This is a genomic window from Bacillus cereus group sp. BfR-BA-01330 (assembly GCF_022663885.1).
Lineage (GTDB): Bacteria > Bacillota > Bacilli > Bacillales > Bacillaceae_G > Bacillus_A > Bacillus_A cereus.
On sequence record NZ_JAKUGK010000002.1, the window covers coordinates 372,016 to 389,489 of the forward strand.

A 17,474-nucleotide genomic window follows, 5' to 3' on the forward strand; every position below is an offset into this window, starting at 1 on the left:
GTAAACGAAACATGGATGAGCGCGTACAAGAAAGGATATGTAAGAAAATAGGCGAATTATTACGAATGTTGGAGTGTGAAAATTGTGATTTCAGGTTTTGACATGAAACGAAATGGGACACGTGTTCTTCCGAGGCCTCGATTGACATAGAGAGTTAAATCCTGCATCGTATAGAAGCCTTCAATATAGTCTTTGGCGAGTGATGGTGTAATAATAGCCCCTAAAAAAGGAATTTGTACTTGTCCGCCATGGCTATGACCAGAAAGTTGCAAGTTGATTGGATATTTGGAAATTTGCGGCGCGATATCTGGCTCGTGAACAAGAACGATGTTATAAGTATTTTGCCGTGCATGTTGTAATGTTTTCTCTATTTTTGGTTTGCCTAGTAGTATATCATCGAGACCGAAAATAGAAATTTCACTATTATCCATTAGACGAATTCTTTTTTTACTATTTAGCAATAGTTCAAATCCTGATTCACGCATGATGTGCTCATAGTATTCAGTTCCATATCCACCGTGATCATGGTTACCATAAATAGCGAATTTACCGAAGGGGGCTTGTATATTTTTTAAAATGGACGCGACAAAAGGAGTGTCAGTATACGTTTGATAATTATCAATGAGATCTCCGGTAAAAAGGACAATATCTGGATTTACAGCATTAATTTTAGAAACAACTTGAGATAAATGTTGAAGCGAGAAATAGTATCCGAGATGTAAATCGCTGAATTGAAGAATTTTCATACCATGAAAACTTTTTGGGATGAGTTGTGATTTTAATGTGTGCTGTGTAAAAGAAATGAAATGGGGTTCTATATATTTAGCATAGTAGTATCCGATGCCACTGGTTATAAATGAATAGAGACAAGTACGCATACCAAATTTTAAAAAATTTCTTCTTGTAATGTGCGTCATAAAAATATGAGTATACCTCAATGTTTTTATTCCATTTACAGGCTACTCAAATCTCCTTTCAGTTTATTTAAAAATATACTTTACATAATAAAAAATTAGTATAGATTACGAAAAAAATGAATAAAAAGAAAGTTCTTTACATTAAAATATCAGAAAAGTTTAAAAATATAAAGATTTCTATTAAATAAAGTGATAAAATGAATGTGTATTCATTTTTTTGGAGGGGATGTATGTGAAAGAAAAGGTAGTTATTATAACAGGTGGATCGAGTGGAATGGGAAAAGGAATGGCGACTCGCTTTGCAAAAGAAGGGGCACGAGTTGTTATTACAGGACGTACAAAAGAAAAACTAGAGGAAACAAAGTTGGAAATTGAACAATTTCCAGGGCAAGTATTACCTGTACAAATGGATGTAAGAAATACGGATGACATTCAGAAAATGATTGAACAGATTGATGAGAAGTTTGGTCGAATTGATGTTTTAATAAATAATGCAGCTGGAAACTTTATTTGTCCAGCAGAAGATTTATCCGTGAATGGCTGGAATTCGGTCATTAATATTGTATTAAACGGTACATTTTACTGTAGCCATGCTGTCGGAAAATATTGGATTGAAAAAGGTATAAAAGGGAATATCATTAATATGGTAGCAACATATGCATGGGATGCAGGTCCAGGAGTTATTCATTCGGCTGCAGCGAAGGCAGGAGTATTAGCGATGACGAAGACGCTCGCTGTTGAGTGGGGACGTAAATATGGAATACGAGTTAACGCTATCGCTCCAGGACCAATTGAACGTACGGGCGGTGCTGATAAATTATGGATTTCAGAAGAAATGGCTAAGCGTACGATACAAAGTGTTCCGCTTGGAAGGCTGGGTACGCCAGAAGAAATCGCTGGTCTAGCTTATTATTTATGCTCAGATGAAGCTGCGTACATAAATGGAACTTGCATGACAATGGATGGAGGACAACATTTACATCAATATCCATTTTAAAAGGGATAAAAAAATGAATGTTTGATTCATTTTTTTACGGTTAAATGTGACGGAATTGTGACATATGAAAGAAAAGTGTTTACAAGAGGTCATATATACGTTATATTTAAGACCTCTTTTTTCTTCATAGTAGAATTGCTAATTCCCCTTAGCATTTTACCCCTCTAATCCCTTCAGGAAAACTGAAGGGATTTTTTATTATTTTTCCGTAAATATCATGTTATAATTTTTGAAAAGTAAAGGGAGGGAAGCACGTTGATAGATGCATTAGATGTAATGAGTAACTTGGATAAAGTCCTTCCTTATTATCAAGCTATTTTTAGTGCTGATGAGCATACTGTAATTGGATATGAAGTAGTAGGACGTATTCAAACAGAAGAGGGCATACAAAGTTTAGCTTCTTTCTTTCACGATGATTCGATTCCAAGTGAATTTCAACTGGAAGCGGATAATATTATAGTAGAAAAAGCTTTAAATCGTTATTTAGAAAGCGATCAAAAATTATTATTATTTATACATCGGAATGCTAATGTATTAATGAATGATGATGATGAAAGCTTGCTTCAACTTTTATTGAGGTATGAAGAACAAGGTTTAAATTTAAAACAAATTGTTTTAGAGATTACAGAGCATGAATGTAAAGAAGATATAGAGCAATTTAATCATTTGCTTATGTATTATCGTACATATGGTATTCAAATTTCGATTAATAAAGTCGGAACGGGTACAAGTAATTTAGAGCGTATTAGCGTGTTAGCACCTGATATTTTAAAAGTAGATTTAACGAACTTAAGGCAAACAGCACTTTTACAATCTTATCAAGATATTTTATATTCTTTATCATTACTTGCTAGAAGAATTGGTGCAACTTTATTATATGAAGAAATAGATGCTTTTTATCAACTGCAATATGCTTGGAAGAACGGCGGAAGATATTATCAAGGTAATTATTTAAAAGAATGTTTACCTGATTTTATTGAAACGAATGTTTTGAAAGAGCGACTAGGTAATGAATGTCATCAGTTTATTCAGCATGAAAAGAAGAAGTTACAAAAAATTTATAATTTAACAGAGATGTTACGCGATCGCATTGGCGATGTTTTATCAAAACAAAAAAAGAATGAAGATATAAATGATTGGTTATTACAATTTAGTCAAAGTGTATCACAGTGTAGTTTTCGTATATTTATTTGTAATGAAGATGGTTTCCAACAATCAGGAAATGTTATGAAAAAAGATGGAGAATGGATTGTGATGCCGGATTATTATATGAAGAACTGGAGCTGGCGCCCGTATTTTCTCGAGAATATAATGAAAATGCGTTTTGAGAATAAGGCGAGGCTTTCAGATTTATATGCAGATATTGAAACGGGAGAAATGGTACGAACATTTTCTTTCCCGATTGATGATGACAACTTTTTATTTATAGATTTATCTTATGAATATTTATATGAAGAAGATGTTTTATTTTAATGCACGAAGAGATTCGTGCATTTTTTGTTTGTTTTTATCATAAATTGGTAATAGTGAAAATGGTGATGAAAATGCTGTCTATCGTTGTAAAGATTTTACGAACGAAATCTGTCCTTTCTTTGCATAATCATTGTTACAATGAATACTACAAAGACAAGTTCTTTTAAAAGGAAGGTGAAAAAATGAGGAAATATGGAATATGGCTTGTTCTATTTGTATGTGTTGCCTTTCTAGTTGGTTATAGTGTTACGACTGTTTTAGGAAAAGAGGAAGTGGAAGTCGATCGGAAAGAAGTATTTACAACGATACAAAAAGGCTATGAAACCCAGTTTTCAATTCGTGGGAAGCATTTGCCGATGAATAAGATGATAGAGACGTTATCACCGTATTTTACAGATAATTTCCTTCAAGTATTTACAGATGAAAATAGCAGAAGTGATAAACAAAGTGGTGAATATTTACTTCCGGCAAAAGAAGCACCGTTTTCTTTTAATTCAGAAACGAAAATGTCGTATGATGAAGAACATAAAAATTTATATGTATACGAGCGGACAAAAAGTGGACAATATCAAATTGTAACATTGAAAAGGGATCAAGATAAATGGAAGTTAGCAGGATATCATGAAAGTCAGGAACTTTTAACTGAAATAAAAAGGTTGCAACAATTATAAAGTGAAACTTTTAATTAGTGGGAGTTTTACTACCTACAAACAGCGGGATAAGAATAGGAATAGGTATTTACCTATTCCTATTCTATATTGAGTAGTTGTTGTAACTTTTCAATTTGAAAACCTGCAACTACTTCGCCATCAATTACGACTGTTGGAGTTGAATAGGAATCATAGTCGTTTAAAAGACGATTGCGAGCAGCAGCGTCTTTTTTTACGTCAAATTCTTCATATGCAACGTTATTATGCTTCAAAAATTCTTTTACAATAACACATGGCGGACAATCGGGTTGTGTATAAACCTCAATTTTTTTCATTGTAATTCCTCCTTTTTTCTGTTTTTTATTATATTCTTCTAGTATAAAAACCGCAATAATGAAGGAGAAATATGTTCTTTCTGTTTTTTCCTTCGCATTTCGACAAATTTTTAGTTGAGTTTCTGGCCAATAACCTTTATCCTAGAGTGTGGAACATTTTTTCTGTTATGACGGATAGAATGAGTATAGCTGTAAAACCTATTGGTAGGAAGATCAGAGAAAGGAGAGATTTCATGTCTCTACTCCAAGGAATTTTAACTCGACTTGTTAGTCTACAAGAACAAGCTGAAAGCGGTGAAGTAGCACAACGCTATTTTGAAGTGAACGGTGAGCGCAAATGTAGCGTGAAATTTTTCGATAAAAGTGAAATGTATGAGTTAGAAGTGTATCAACAAGGTGAAAAACCTCAAGTATATCAATTCGATAATATCGACATGGTTGCAATTGAGATTTACGATATCATTTCTTGATACATATAAAAAAGGTACTGCCACATGGCAGTACCTTTTTTAGTTCTATTACTTTCCAGCGTAATGTATAGAAGTTTTTTATTTTTCCTACAATGGTATTAAAATGAAAATTTAATCCGTGCAAGTTTGCTTATCCATGTGGATAATTAGTCCCGTCAACCGGATGAATATGTGAAGCTAAACTTCTCACTATCGCTGGGTTTTGCAAATAGCGGGAGAAATATAACTAGGAGGTTATCGTATGGAACGTTTACCAGTTGTGATTTGTCCTAATTGTCAAAGTTCTGCTGAGATTATTCATGTATTAACGGCTCAATCTAATCAAAATGTAATTTATACGTGCCAAGTTTGTCACTTTGTAATTCGAAATATTGAAACGAATAAAGGATAGGAAGTTATAATTTTAGTTTTTGTCCCATACAATGAGAATACGAAAAGTCTGTCTAATTGAAAGGACGTGACTCTGTGGACGGTGCACATAAATTTTACAATGTTTCAGAGAGACATTTAAATTTTGATATGGTCTTTAACCGTATTTGTAGTTTCATTGAAAAGGATCCGCGAAATTTGTATCGATTATCCATTGGGACAGACTCGCAAGCGCATCAAAAGGATACGAGGTTTATTACAGCAATCCATATTCATCGTGTTGGAAAAGGTGCCTGGGGTTGTTTACACCATAAATCAGTAAAAGATAAGCCAGCGACCTTACGTGAGAAAATATATTTAGAAACGCAGTTTAGTCAAGAAATCGCATGTCTATTTACGCCTACTCATATACAAACAATATGGGAGTTATTGCATCCTTATGCTCAAGATGGGGCTGGATTCATAATGGAAATTCATTTAGACATTGGGAATGATGGCTTAACAAAAGAATTTATTTTAGATATGACAGAAAAAATTCGAGCGATGGGATTAACTGCAAAAATTAAGCCGGATGCTTATGCGGCGTTTAGCTATGCAAATCGATATACGAAATGATTTTTTTGTATGTGTACGATTGTTACATATCTTTAAATGAAAACTGAATATTACATCTATTAAATAGGTTGAATTTTTTATATAATAAGAGTAACGATGCGAGTGTAAGGAGAGGGGTATATGCAAAGGGAAGTTGTTTTAACGAAGGAAGAAGAAAGTTTACTACTAGATATTTTATTTCAGCAAAATTACGCAAGTGAAATTTTAGCTGTGGAACTTACAGATATTGAGAATGGTTTGAAACAGACAGATGTGATGCAATATAAAAAAATCACAAGGTTATTTTACAGATTAAAAAATAAAGGGTATTAAGCGCTACCGGAATGGTAGTCTTTTTTTTGTGCGGTATGCTAAAATAGCTGTGTGATTGTATTTTTATTGAAATAAATTTAGGACAAAATAATAATATGAAAACGCTGTCATAAAATGTGAATAGAGTTGTGAACATAAGCAGGAAAAAGGGAAAATGGGGGATGTAATATGATTAGTATTCCGAAAGACGAATTTCAACAAATTCTTGTGAAGGATTTAATGATTTCATCGGAAAAAGTAGCTCATGTCCAAATTGGAAATAGTTTAGAACATGCTTTACTCGTTCTTGTAAAATCTGGATATTCAGCGATACCTGTCTTAGATCCAATGTATAAACTACATGGTTTGATTAGTACTGCCATGATATTAGATGGTATGTTAGGATTAGAACGTATTGAGTTTGAAAGGCTCGATGATATGAAAGTAGAGCAGGTGATGAAAGAAGATATACCTGTTCTTAAATTAGACGATTCATTTGCAAAAGCTTTAGAAATGACAATTGATCATCCTTTTATTTGCGCTGTTAATGAAGAAGGCTATTTTGAGGGGATTTTAACACGTCGGGCTATTTTAAAATTGTTGAATAAGAAAGTAAGGCAACATAATCGATAAAGTGAAAAAAGTGACTTCATAGAAACGAAGAAGTCACTTTTTTTTCGTGCATATCACTTGTGTATGTATTATATTTAAAAAGACATAAAACATAAGGAAAGTTTGTGCTGGACAATTGTATTTTCTGAATGAAAGCATTCGGGTAAATTAAGGATGAAAAGCTTATTGAAATAAGGTGTATGGAAGCTAAGGAAAGAGGGAGAAAGTTGCAAATTGATGATTTTCAAATGATGGTTGTGTTAGCTCAGGAATCAAATATGAGAAAAGCGGCGGAACGTTTATTTGTTTCCCAACCTGCGCTGAGTCAACGATTACAATCTATGGAGAAACAATGGGGAATGAAATTTTTTATTCGCTCACAAAAAGGATTGACAATTACACCTGAAGGGGAAAAAGTTGCAAATTATGCCAAAGAAATGTTGCAAAGGGAAGAAGATATAAAAAGTGAGCTGGCTGTTTTCAGAACGGAAACTCATGGAACGTTAAAAATAGCTGTTGCATCAGTTATTGGTCAATATTGGCTCCCTCCTGTTTTGAAAAAGTTTGTGCATAAATATCCTTCTGTAAAGATATCGCTGTTTACTGGATGGAGTAGTGAAGTGCAAAAGCAGTTTTATGAAGGAGACGTGCATGTTGCTATACTGAGGGGAACACAAGAATATAAAGGTCAGAAGCAACAATTATTTGAAGATGAACTGTATTTAGTTGATAAAGAAATAAAAGATATTTCGATGTTAAAAGAAACAAATAGGCCGTTCATTCAATTTAAAAGTGACTCGACTTATTATGGACAAATACAAAATTGGTGGTATGGTTTATTTTCTAATCCGCCTAAGCGAACGATTGTAGTTGACCAAATTGAAACATGTAAACAACTTGTTTTAAATGGTATAGGTTATGCCCTTTTACCTTCTACTGTTTTAAAGGAAGTACAGGAAAATATGTATAAAACACCTGTTCAACTGACGAGAGAAACATGGTTGTTAACAAGTGACTCGGCAAGGCAGTTGAAGCAAGTACAAGCATTTTTAGAAATTATAGAAGAAATTCAAAGGGGAAAATAAGATTATTATCTTGCTACTCGCTCTTTCGTTTGGTAGAGTAACATTATAAATGGATTTAGGAGGCAACAAGAATGAAAATGATGGACGCTAACGAAATTATTTCGTTTATTCAAAAAAGTGAAAAGAAAACTCCTGTAAAGGTATACATAAAAGGGGATTTAAAAGAAGTAACATTCCCTGAAACAGTACAAGCATTTGTGAATAAAAAATCAGGTGTATTATTCGGAGAATGGTCTGAAATTAAGACAATTCTTGATGAGAATAATAAGCACATCGTTGACTACGTTGTAGAAAACGATCGTCGTAATTCTGCAATCCCAATGCTTGATTTAAAAGGTATTAAAGCTCGCATCGAGCCAGGTGCTATTATTCGTGACCATGTTGAAATTGGTGACAACGCTGTAATTATGATGAATGCAACAATTAACATTGGTGCTGTAATTGGTGAAGGTTCTATGATCGACATGAACGCAGTACTTGGTGGACGTGCAACAGTCGGTAAAAACTGTCACGTAGGTGCAGGTGCTGTACTTGCAGGTGTTATTGAGCCACCTTCTGCAAAACCAGTTATCGTTGAAGATGATGTAGTAATCGGTGCAAATGTAGTTGTTTTAGAGGGTGTTACAGTAGGTAAAGGTGCAGTTGTAGCAGCGGGAGCTGTTGTAACAGAAGATGTGCCTCCATACACAGTTGTTGCAGGTACTCCAGCACGTGTAATTAAAGAAATTGATGAGAAGACAAAAGCAAAAACAGAAATTAAACAAGAGCTTCGTCAATTAAACCCAGAGAAATAAAAAGTAAAAAAAGCGTAAGAGCGTAAATGGGCTCTTACGCTTTTTATAGATAGAGGTGCAAAAATGACAGTAAGCAAATTTGTCCAAATTCGTAGAGATCTACATAGAATTCCAGAAATCGGATTTAAGGAATGGAAAACACAACAGTATATTTTAGATTATATAGGAACACTTTCTCATGAATTTGTGGAAGTGAAGACATGGAAAACGGGTGTAATCGTTAAAGTAAATGGAAAAAATCCCGAAAAAATAATAGGTTATCGTGCAGATATAGACGGTTTACCAATTACAGAGGAAACTGGATACGAGTTTGCTTCTATTCATGAAGGAATGATGCATGCATGTGGCCATGATGTACATACAACAATCGGTTTAGGCCTTCTAACGAAAGCTGTGAGCGAAAGAATAGATGATGACCTTGTATTTCTATTCCAGCCAGCAGAAGAAGGACCAGGCGGTGCTCTTCCTATGTTAGAAAGTGAAGAGTTAAAAGAATGGAAACCAAATATAATTCTTGGTCTTCATATTGCACCAGAATACGCTGTGGGGACAATTGCAACGAAAGAAGGACTGTTATTTGCCAATACTTCAGAATTATATATTGATTTAAAAGGGAAAGGTGGCCATGCTGCCTATCCACATACTGCAAATGACATGATTGTTGCAGCGAGTCATCTTGTTACACAGCTTCAATCCGTTATTAGTCGCAATGTAAATCCTCTTGATAGTGCAGTAATTACAATCGGGAAAATTACTGGTGGTACGGTTCAAAATATTATTGCAGAAAAATCTCGTTTAGAAGGAACGATTCGAACATTATCAGTGGAATCAATGAAGCGTGTGAAAAGCAGAATTGAGTCAATTGTTGCAGGTATCGAAGCTTCTTTCCAGTGTGAGGCGATTATAGATTACGGAGCAATGTATCATCAAGTATATAACCATGAAGAGTTAACGAGAGAGTTTATGGAATTTGTACATAAACAAACTGATATGAATGTTATTACATGTACTGAGGCAATGACGGGTGAAGATTTTGGTTATATGCTTCGAGAAATCCCTGGATTTATGTTTTGGCTTGGAGTAAATTCAGAATATGGTTTACATCATGCAAAATTAAAACCAGACGAAGAAGTGATTGAAAAGGCAATTACATTTTTAAGCCAATATGTAAAGTGGAAAGGGAATAGAAAATAAAACTTCCACTTTCTTGAAGGTTCCAAAAAACTTTTTGTTCTGAGGTGTAAGTAACGCTCGTATAGATTGATTTTAGACATTGACATACAAATGGAAGAATTAAAGTTAATTGTACTGTTTTAATAATGAGCAGGGGGGTTAGCCACTGCTCATTATTAATTATTTGACTAACTTATATATGTTTACTTTTAGTATGAAAAGTGTGTAAAATCAATGTGAAACATAGAAAAAAGGGTGGGGAATTACGTGCAAATTAGCAGTGCGATTTTATGTTTCGTCTTATATGCGTACGTTATTATTGCGGCGGTTTATTTTGGGATAAGTTTTTATGCCTATCGTCTAGTAGATAATAATGAATATGACGAAACATACAAATGGGTGAAGAGATATTTATCACCTGTACTAGAAATTATGAATGGGTTTGTGCTCTTTTTATTTATTGGATTAATTGCTTTTTCAACGAGTTTAGTAGGGAATAAAACTACGTTATTTGTATTGGGTATCATTATTTTTATGTTGTTAGGAATAAGGATTGGTAATACGGTCTTTTGGAATGAAAGAAAAGTAGATGGTTGGACGGGAATGTTAATTCCGTGCATGTTAGCTGCAATCGTGACAAATATAGAGCATGAATATTATCAATTACATTTTTGGCTTATTATCGTTTTAACAATTCTTTCTGTTTTGTATATAAGCACAGTAGTACTAACATATATTGCACATGAAAAAGGAGATGTTAAAGGCACTCGTTTCTTTAGAGGACGGGCATTATTTTGGAGTGTGCCGACGATGGTAGTTATCGCGCTTATTGCGATATTAGTAAATGGATATCAATTTTCTAATTGGCAACTATTTTTAGAAAATTGGTGGATCTTTATCTTTTCGTTTATTGCTTTTTTAGGTGCAACGCATTATTTATTCCATCAACATCATTACATATGGGCGTTGTTATTTGCATTCACACAGCTTCTATTTGCCTTTTTTGGTCAAGAAACATTATTATTCGTTTTTGAAACATTTAGTTCTTTTGGAAATATATTTGTATTTGCTATGCTACTTGTTGGTATCGCTTTTTACTTGCAACAATATTTTTATATACAAAAACAAAAATAAGAGCTAATTACAGTTTTTGTGACGCATATAAAGTGTGTTACACTGAAAATAAATAGTACTTGAAGTTATTGGAGGAATTCCCGTGGGTGAGAAAGAAAAAGAATTTGCTGTCATTGGACTTGGTCGCTTTGGTGGAAGTATTTGCCGAGAACTAGCTCAATTAGGAATGGAAGTAATGGCAATCGATTCAGATGAGGATAAAATTAATGAATTTGCAAATATAGCTTCGCATGCTGTAATTGCAGATTCAACAGATGAGATGGTATTAAAAAGCCTTGGTATTCGAAATTTTGATCACGTAGTCGTTGCTATTGGAGATAATTTAAATTCAAGTATTTTAACGACTTTGATTTTGAAAGAGTTGGGTGTAAAAAATATTACTGTAAAAGCTCAAAATGATTATCATGAAAAAGTGTTAAGTAAAATAGGTGCAGATCATATTGTGCATCCAGAACGTGATATGGGGAAAAGGATTGCTAATAATATTGCATCAAGCAATGTGCTAGACTACCTTGAGCTTTCAGATGAGCATAGTATTGTAGAGATTATTGCGAATAAAAAAATTGATGGGCACTCTTTAATTGAATTAGATATTCGTGCGAAGTTTGGATTGAATATTGTAGCAATTAAACGAGGCAAAGAAGTTATCGTATCCCCTCGAGCTACGGAGAATATTCAAGCAGGAGATATATTAATTGTCATTGGTCATGACGATGAAGTGGATCGATTTAAACACTTTTTAAGATAAGAGAAAAGAAAAGGACAATGCCTTCATGGCATTGTCCTTTTCTTATATTTCCATAATGATTGGTAAAATCATTGGACGGCGTTTCGTTTTCTCATATAGGAATGGAGCTAATGTGTCTGTAATTTCATTTTTAATTTCAGACCATTGTGTTGTTTTACGCTCCATTACTTTTTCTAAATGAGTTGTAATTAATGTTTGTGCATCATTGATTAAATCGCTACTTTCACGCATGTAAACGAAACCGCGTGAGATGATATCAGGTCCTGCTGCAACTTTAAATTCTTTCATATCAATGCTTACAACTACAATTACAAGTCCTTCTTCAGAAAGGATACGACGATCGCGTAATACGATATTGCCAATATCTCCAATACCGTTTCCATCAATGTAGACCGAACCAGATGGGATTTTTCCAGCTACGCTAGCTTCATCCGAACGTAAAGCAAGAACATCGCCATTATCCATAATGAAGCAATTTTCTTCAGGGATGCCACAATCATTTGCTATGTTCATGTGCATACGCTGCATACGATATTCACCATGAATTGGCATGAAGTACTTCGGTTTAATTAGACGTAACATTAACTTTTGTTCTTCTTGTCCACCGTGTCCACTTGTATGGATATTTGAAAGTTTCCCATGAATTACATCAGCGCCAGCGCGGTACAACATGTTAATTGTACGACTTACGCTAATTGTATTTCCTGGAATTGGTGAAGAAGAGAAAACAACTGTATCTCCAGGAATAATTTGAATTTGGCGGTGTGTACCGTTTGCAATACGTGAAAGTGCTGCCATCGGTTCACCTTGACTACCTGTACATAAAATAACAACTTTATTAGCTGGTAAGCGGTTTAGTTGAGATGCATCTATGAATGTATCTTTCGGGCAACGAATATAACCAAGGTTTTGTCCAATTTCAATCGCTGCTTCCATACTTCGACCAAACACAGCTACTTTACGGTTGTTTTCAACAGCAGCTTCAACAACTTGTTGTAAGCGGTGAATATTTGATGCAAAGGTTGCGAATATAATCCGTCCTTCTACTTTACGGAAAATGTCTTGAATGCTATCACCAACGCGACGCTCAGACATAGTAAAGTTTGGAACTTCACTGTTCGTACTATCAGATAATAGACATAGTACGCCATCTTTACCGATTTCAGCCATTTTTGTTAAATCAGCTGGTTCACCAACTGGTGTGAAGTCAAATTTGAAGTCACCTGTATGAACGACTTGACCTTGAGGTGTTTTCACAACAACGCCGTACGAATCTGGAATACTGTGAGTTGTACGGAAGAAGGATACAGACGTTTTTTTGAATTTAATAACGTCATCTTCTTGAATCTCGTAAAGTTTTGCTTTACGAAGTAAGCCGTGTTCTTCTAGTTTGTTTTTGATGAGTGCAATTGCTAATTTTCCGCCGTAAATTGGAATGTTCACTTGACGTAATAGGTAAGGGATTCCGCCGATATGATCTTCGTGACCATGTGTAATGAATAACCCTTTAATTTTATCTTCGTTTCGCACAAAATAAGTGTAGTCTGGTATTACATAATCGATTCCGAGAAGTTCGTCCTCTGGAAATTTAATTCCAGCATCAATTATAATAATTTCATCTTGAAATTGAACAGCGTATGTATTTTTACCGATTTCACCAAGCCCACCGAGAGCAAATACAGCAACTTGGTCGTTTTTTAGAAATTTCATATCGCTATACGATTTCCGCTAATGTTAAATCAGCGTTTTCTTTTTCATATTCAAGATGAGCGCCAGTAACAGACTGAACAAACTCGATATTATATGCGAACTTATTTAATTTTGTACGAACATCCTTTTCAGACGTAGCCTCTAAATATAAAACTTTTGTATTTTCACGTACTGGAACCTCAGTTAATTTTTCTTGATAAAATACTTTAAAAATCATTTGGAAAACCTCTCCTTGTCTATGTTTTGCATTATCTGTTACTTATTATAAAGCAAACAGTCACGATTTTCATGTTTTTTCGAATGAGAATGAAGAAAAAGCCCGAAATGGGCACAATTTAAGCGACTGTCTTTTTACGGACTAGACCATTTAAATAACGCTTGAGCTTTTTCTTCAGCTTCTTCAGCATGATTACTCCTTCCTTTCCTTATTTTAAACATGCCTATTACTAGTGAAAACTCTATCTCTGATATAAGAGATAGGACAAAAGTGAATGGTGAATCTTGTCCTTTCCCATACAGTGAAAGTTATTCTATAGTAACGATTAGTAGCCGTTAGTTATAGGTATAGTATGAGGAAGAATGGAAAAGAAAATTCATACGAACAAGTATCCACATGTTTTACTAATATATATATATGCAAAGTTTACAAATAAGGTCAGAAAGGGAACGCTTTCTTCACAGATGTTTAATATGTTATACTTTTTTTTAGAATTTGAAAAGTGATATTCAAAATAGGAATATAGAGTGCCAGAAAGGATTTTGACAAATGAATGATAAAATTGTCTTTTTTGATATTGATGGAACATTATTAGATCATGATAAAAAAATTCCGCAATCTACACGAGATGCAGTAAAACAGTTACAAGAAAAAGGTGTACATGTAGCAATTGCGACAGGGCGCGCGCCATTTATGTTCGAAGATATTCGTAAGGAACTTGATATACATAATTATGTTAGTTTTAATGGACAATATGTTGTCTTTGAAGATGAGGTAATATTTAATAATCCGTTACATCCAGATGCTTTACATAAGTTTACTCAGTTTGCAAAACAAGAAGGATATCCACTTGTATATCTTGACCATCAAGATATGAGAGCATCAGTGGAATATCATGATTATGTGAAAGAAGGCTTTGGAAGCTTAAACTTTGAGCATCCAGCATATGAGCCTAATTTTTATGAGGAACGTAATATTTATCAAACACTACTTTTTTGTGAAGTAAATGAAGAGGAAAAGTTTATTAATCATTATCCAGATTTTCATTTTATTCGTTGGCATGCATATTCAATGGATATCATTCCGAATGGTGGTTCTAAGGCAAAAGGAATTGAGAAATACATTGAAAAGTTAGGTTTTAATCGTGATCAAGTGTATGCATTTGGAGATGGCTTAAATGATTTAGAAATGATCGAAGCCGTTGGCACAGGTATTGTGATGGGAAATGGCCATGAAGACTTGAAAAAACTTGCAAATCATGTGACAAAGGATGTTAATGAAGACGGTATATATCATGGACTAAAGTGGGCTGGATTGCTATAAGTGAATATGGAACCCATTTCATAATAAAAAGGCGGAAGATTAACTTCCGCCTTTTTATTATTATCGCTCTAGAGGTTTGGAATCATCAGGAGCGGCAAAAGGATTTTCTTTATTGATATGGTCATAGAACATAACGCCATTTAAATGGTCAATCTCGTGCTGAAATACGATTGCTGGTAAACCTTTTAAACGTAATTTTACTTCTTCTCCGTTAATAGAAGTTGCTTTTACTGTAATTCTTGTATAACGAGGAACATAACCAGGTACTTCGCGGTCTACAGATAGACAGCCTTCACCACCCTGTAAATATGTACGTTCAACAGAATGGCTAATGATTTTTGGATTGAATAATGCATGGCTATATAATGTACCATCCGCATCGGTTACATGAACTGCAATCATTTTTTTTGAAACACCGATTTGCGGAGCCGCTAATCCGATTCCAGGGCGTAAACTATATTTTTCAGCCATTTCAGGATCTTGGCTATTTATTACGAATTCAATCATTTCTTTTAAGGTAGTTGTATCTTCTTCGCTTGCTGGTAAGGACACCTCTTCTGCAACGTTGCGCAAAATAGGATCTCCTTCGCGAATAACATCTTTCATTGTAAGCATATGTAATCTCTCCTTTCCTCTTTAGTCTACCAAAGGAGATGGAAAAAGTCATCGGCAAGAAAGGGAAGGCATTTTGGAAATCGTTCTATTATAGAGTAGTTATGTATGTGGTAAACAGAAAAAGACGGCAAAGCCGTCTTTTTCTTTCCATAGTTGTTTCGTTTTACAATTAGCGAATGCAAGCAGCACCAACGATAATTAAAAGAATAAACAACACAACGATTAAGGCGAAGCCGCGTCCAGACCCGCCACAAGAACCGCCATAACCGTAGGAAGGATATGAACAAGTTGGATAGCAATATGAGTATCCGTACATGAGATGACCTCCTTTATCATTTCCCGCTAATACTGCGGTTACTATAATGTATGGAAGAGAGGGTAGAAATGTATAGGTATTTACCTAAAAAAGGAAGAGTAGTTTGTATATTTTTGTTACGAAGAGAGAAAAACTAAAGAGAATTAAATCGTTTACATATTATTCTAAGAGAAAAAATAAGTGAAAAAGGGAATAATATAACAGTAGGTCAATGCTTACTAATACAGATGTAAAAAATAAAAACACGTTTGTGTAGTAGAAACCTGCATATTATTTATAAAAAAACGTATTCAAAGTAATTGACATCGTAATTAGAATAGTTGTAAACTAAAAAACGTGATCAAGATTGTATTAATATGTTTCTGAAAAAACATTAGTACAGATTGTTAGGTACACAAAATTATTCTCAACCGACATACAAACATGTTGGTTTACATCGTTGCGCTTTTTAAACTGGAAAATAGCCAGTGAAAGCGTTTCAGAATATGGTTCAAGAGAGGAAGAGGTGAACGGAATGGGTACTAAAACAAAAAAGACCCTATTTAATGTTGATGAGCAAATGAAAGCTATCGCAGCTCAATTTGAAACATTACAAATTTTAAATGAAAACGGTGAAGTTGTGAATGAAGCAGCTATGCCTGAATTATCTGATGATCAATTAAAAGAATTAATGCGTCGTATGGTGTATACTCGCGTATTAGATCAACGTTCTATTTCTTTAAACCGTCAAGGACGTTTAGGTTTCTACGCACCTACAGCTGGACAAGAAGCTTCTCAATTAGCAAGTCATTTCGCACTTGAAGCAGAAGACTTCATCTTACCAGGATACCGTGATGTACCACAATTAGTATGGCACGGATTACCATTATACCAAGCATTCTTATTCTCTCGTGGACACTTCATGGGTAACCAAATGCCTGAGAATGTAAATGCATTAGCTCCACAAATCATTATCGGTGCGCAAATCATCCAAACTGCTGGTGTTGCGTTAGGTATGAAACTACGTGGTAAAAAATCTGTTGCAATTACTTACACTGGTGACGGTGGTGCTTCACAAGGTGACTTCTACGAAGGTATGAACTTTGCAGGTGCATTCAAAGCTCCAGCAATCTTCGTTGTTCAAAACAACCGTTATGCAATCTCTACTCCAGTAGAAAAGCAATCAGCAGCTAAAACTGTAGCACAAAAAGCAGTAGCAGCAGGTATTTACGGAATTCAAGTAGACGGTATGGATCCATTAGCTGTATACGCAGCAACTGCTTTCGCTCGTGAGCGCGCAGTAAATGGCGAAGGCCCTACTTTAATCGAGACTTTAACATTCCGTTACGGTCCACATACAATGGCTGGTGATGACCCAACTCGTTACCGTACAAAAGATATCGAAAACGAATGGGAACAAAAAGACCCAATCGTACGCTTCCGTAAGTTCTTAGAAGCTAAAGGCCTATGGTCTCAAGAAGTTGAAGAGACAGTAATCGAAGAAGCAAAAGAAGATATCAAACAAGCAATTGCTAAGGCTGACCAAGCTCCAAAACAAAAAGTAACTGATTTAATGGAAATCATGTACGAAAAAATGCCTTACAACTTAGCTGAACAATATGAAATCTACAAAGAAAAGGAGTCGAAGTAA

Annotated in this window: 21 protein-coding genes; 15 read left to right on the plus strand and 6 right to left on the minus strand. The window is 34.6% G+C overall.

Annotated features, from left to right (window positions below; genetic code table 11):
* Nucleotides 1-59 precede the first annotated feature (59 nt).
* Nucleotides 60-917: a metallophosphoesterase gene (locus MR112_RS07795; RefSeq protein ID WP_242244897.1), complete on the minus strand. Its 858-nt coding sequence runs from the start codon at nt 915-917 to the stop codon at nt 60-62.
* A 232-nt stretch (nt 918-1,149) separates the two neighbouring features.
* On the opposite strand from MR112_RS07795, the gene fadH reads away from it, so the two are divergent.
* From fadH to MR112_RS07810, 3 genes are all read left to right on the plus strand, one after another.
* Nucleotides 1,150-1,914: a 2,4-dienoyl-CoA reductase gene (gene fadH / locus MR112_RS07800; protein ID WP_000660913.1), complete on the plus strand. Its 765-nt coding sequence runs from the start codon at nt 1,150-1,152 to the stop codon at nt 1,912-1,914.
* Nucleotides 1,915-2,169: 255 nt separating this feature from the next.
* Nucleotides 2,170-3,387, plus strand: a complete 1,218-nt coding sequence (locus tag MR112_RS07805; protein ID WP_000564306.1) for an EAL domain-containing protein — start codon at nt 2,170-2,172, stop codon at nt 3,385-3,387.
* A 182-nt stretch (nt 3,388-3,569) separates the two neighbouring features.
* Nucleotides 3,570-4,058: a DUF3993 domain-containing protein gene (locus MR112_RS07810; RefSeq protein WP_001233804.1), complete on the plus strand. Its 489-nt coding sequence runs from the start codon at nt 3,570-3,572 to the stop codon at nt 4,056-4,058.
* A 77-nt stretch (nt 4,059-4,135) separates the two neighbouring features.
* Here MR112_RS07810 and MR112_RS07815 read toward each other — a convergent pair whose 3' ends face one another.
* The gene (locus tag MR112_RS07815; RefSeq protein WP_000717873.1) at nt 4,136-4,372 is read right to left on the minus strand and encodes a glutaredoxin family protein; all 237 of its coding nucleotides are present in this window, start codon (nt 4,370-4,372) and stop codon (nt 4,136-4,138) included.
* A gap of 233 nt (nt 4,373-4,605) precedes the next feature.
* On the opposite strand from MR112_RS07815, the gene MR112_RS07820 reads away from it, so the two are divergent.
* The 10 genes from MR112_RS07820 to MR112_RS07865 all read left to right on the plus strand — a co-directional run bounded on the left by MR112_RS07820 (nt 4,606) and on the right by MR112_RS07865 (nt 11,663).
* Entirely contained in the window at nt 4,606-4,842 is a 237-nt protein-coding gene (locus tag MR112_RS07820) for a YkuJ family protein (RefSeq protein ID WP_000055151.1), read from the plus strand.
* Between the two features lie 241 nt (nt 4,843-5,083).
* Nucleotides 5,084-5,233 carry a hypothetical protein gene (locus MR112_RS07825; protein ID WP_000440540.1) on the plus strand — a complete coding sequence of 50 codons (150 nt, stop codon included), beginning with the start codon at nt 5,084-5,086 and terminating at the stop codon, nt 5,231-5,233.
* Between the two features lie 74 nt (nt 5,234-5,307).
* A complete protein-coding gene (locus MR112_RS07830; protein ID WP_000348488.1) occupies nt 5,308-5,826 on the plus strand; it encodes a ribonuclease H-like YkuK family protein in 519 nt (172 codons plus the stop codon).
* Nucleotides 5,827-5,946: 120 nt separating this feature from the next.
* Complete coding sequence (gene abbA, locus MR112_RS07835; protein ID WP_001188692.1) at nt 5,947-6,138, plus strand: antirepressor AbbA; 192 nt, start codon at nt 5,947-5,949, stop codon at nt 6,136-6,138.
* Nucleotides 6,139-6,306: 168 nt separating this feature from the next.
* Nucleotides 6,307-6,750 (plus strand): cyclic-di-AMP-binding protein CbpB, encoded by a 444-nt coding sequence (cbpB, locus tag MR112_RS07840; protein WP_000623579.1) that lies wholly within the window; start codon nt 6,307-6,309, stop codon nt 6,748-6,750.
* 179 nt (nt 6,751-6,929) lie between these two features.
* On the plus strand, nt 6,930-7,814 hold the full coding sequence (locus tag MR112_RS07845; protein WP_002026259.1) for a LysR family transcriptional regulator: 885 nt from the start codon (nt 6,930-6,932) through the stop codon (nt 7,812-7,814).
* A gap of 71 nt (nt 7,815-7,885) precedes the next feature.
* Nucleotides 7,886-8,608 carry a 2,3,4,5-tetrahydropyridine-2,6-dicarboxylate N-acetyltransferase gene (gene dapD, locus MR112_RS07850; protein ID WP_000783241.1) on the plus strand — a complete coding sequence of 241 codons (723 nt, stop codon included), beginning with the start codon at nt 7,886-7,888 and terminating at the stop codon, nt 8,606-8,608.
* A 63-nt stretch (nt 8,609-8,671) separates the two neighbouring features.
* Nucleotides 8,672-9,802, plus strand: coding sequence for an N-acetyldiaminopimelate deacetylase (locus tag MR112_RS07855; RefSeq protein ID WP_000218672.1), 1,131 nt, complete (start codon nt 8,672-8,674; stop codon nt 9,800-9,802).
* Between the two features lie 246 nt (nt 9,803-10,048).
* The gene (locus MR112_RS07860; RefSeq protein WP_001167324.1) at nt 10,049-10,915 is read left to right on the plus strand and encodes a cytochrome c oxidase assembly protein; all 867 of its coding nucleotides are present in this window, start codon (nt 10,049-10,051) and stop codon (nt 10,913-10,915) included.
* 82 nt (nt 10,916-10,997) lie between these two features.
* A complete protein-coding gene (locus tag MR112_RS07865; RefSeq protein ID WP_000504032.1) occupies nt 10,998-11,663 on the plus strand; it encodes a potassium channel family protein in 666 nt (221 codons plus the stop codon).
* Between the two features lie 42 nt (nt 11,664-11,705).
* On the opposite strand, the gene rnjA is transcribed toward MR112_RS07865, so the two are convergent.
* Both rnjA and MR112_RS07875 read right to left on the minus strand, forming a co-directional pair.
* Complete coding sequence (rnjA, locus tag MR112_RS07870) at nt 11,706-13,373, minus strand: ribonuclease J1 (RefSeq protein WP_000670377.1); 1,668 nt, start codon at nt 13,371-13,373, stop codon at nt 11,706-11,708.
* Between the two features lie 4 nt (nt 13,374-13,377).
* The gene (locus MR112_RS07875; protein WP_000576435.1) at nt 13,378-13,590 is read right to left on the minus strand and encodes a DNA-dependent RNA polymerase subunit epsilon; all 213 of its coding nucleotides are present in this window, start codon (nt 13,588-13,590) and stop codon (nt 13,378-13,380) included.
* Nucleotides 13,591-14,139: 549 nt separating this feature from the next.
* On the opposite strand from MR112_RS07875, the gene MR112_RS07880 reads away from it, so the two are divergent.
* Nucleotides 14,140-14,913 (plus strand): Cof-type HAD-IIB family hydrolase, encoded by a 774-nt coding sequence (locus tag MR112_RS07880; RefSeq protein WP_000998268.1) that lies wholly within the window; start codon nt 14,140-14,142, stop codon nt 14,911-14,913.
* A gap of 60 nt (nt 14,914-14,973) precedes the next feature.
* Here MR112_RS07880 and def read toward each other — a convergent pair whose 3' ends face one another.
* Together def and MR112_RS07890 are read right to left on the minus strand one after the other, a co-directional pair.
* A complete protein-coding gene (gene def / locus MR112_RS07885; protein ID WP_000957048.1) occupies nt 14,974-15,528 on the minus strand; it encodes a peptide deformylase in 555 nt (184 codons plus the stop codon).
* Between the two features lie 169 nt (nt 15,529-15,697).
* Entirely contained in the window at nt 15,698-15,844 is a 147-nt protein-coding gene (locus MR112_RS07890) for a YjcZ family sporulation protein (RefSeq protein WP_000274562.1), read from the minus strand.
* Nucleotides 15,845-16,358: 514 nt separating this feature from the next.
* On the opposite strand from MR112_RS07890, the gene pdhA reads away from it, so the two are divergent.
* Entirely contained in the window at nt 16,359-17,474 is a 1,116-nt protein-coding gene (gene pdhA, locus MR112_RS07895) for a pyruvate dehydrogenase E1 component subunit alpha (RefSeq protein ID WP_000536895.1), read from the plus strand.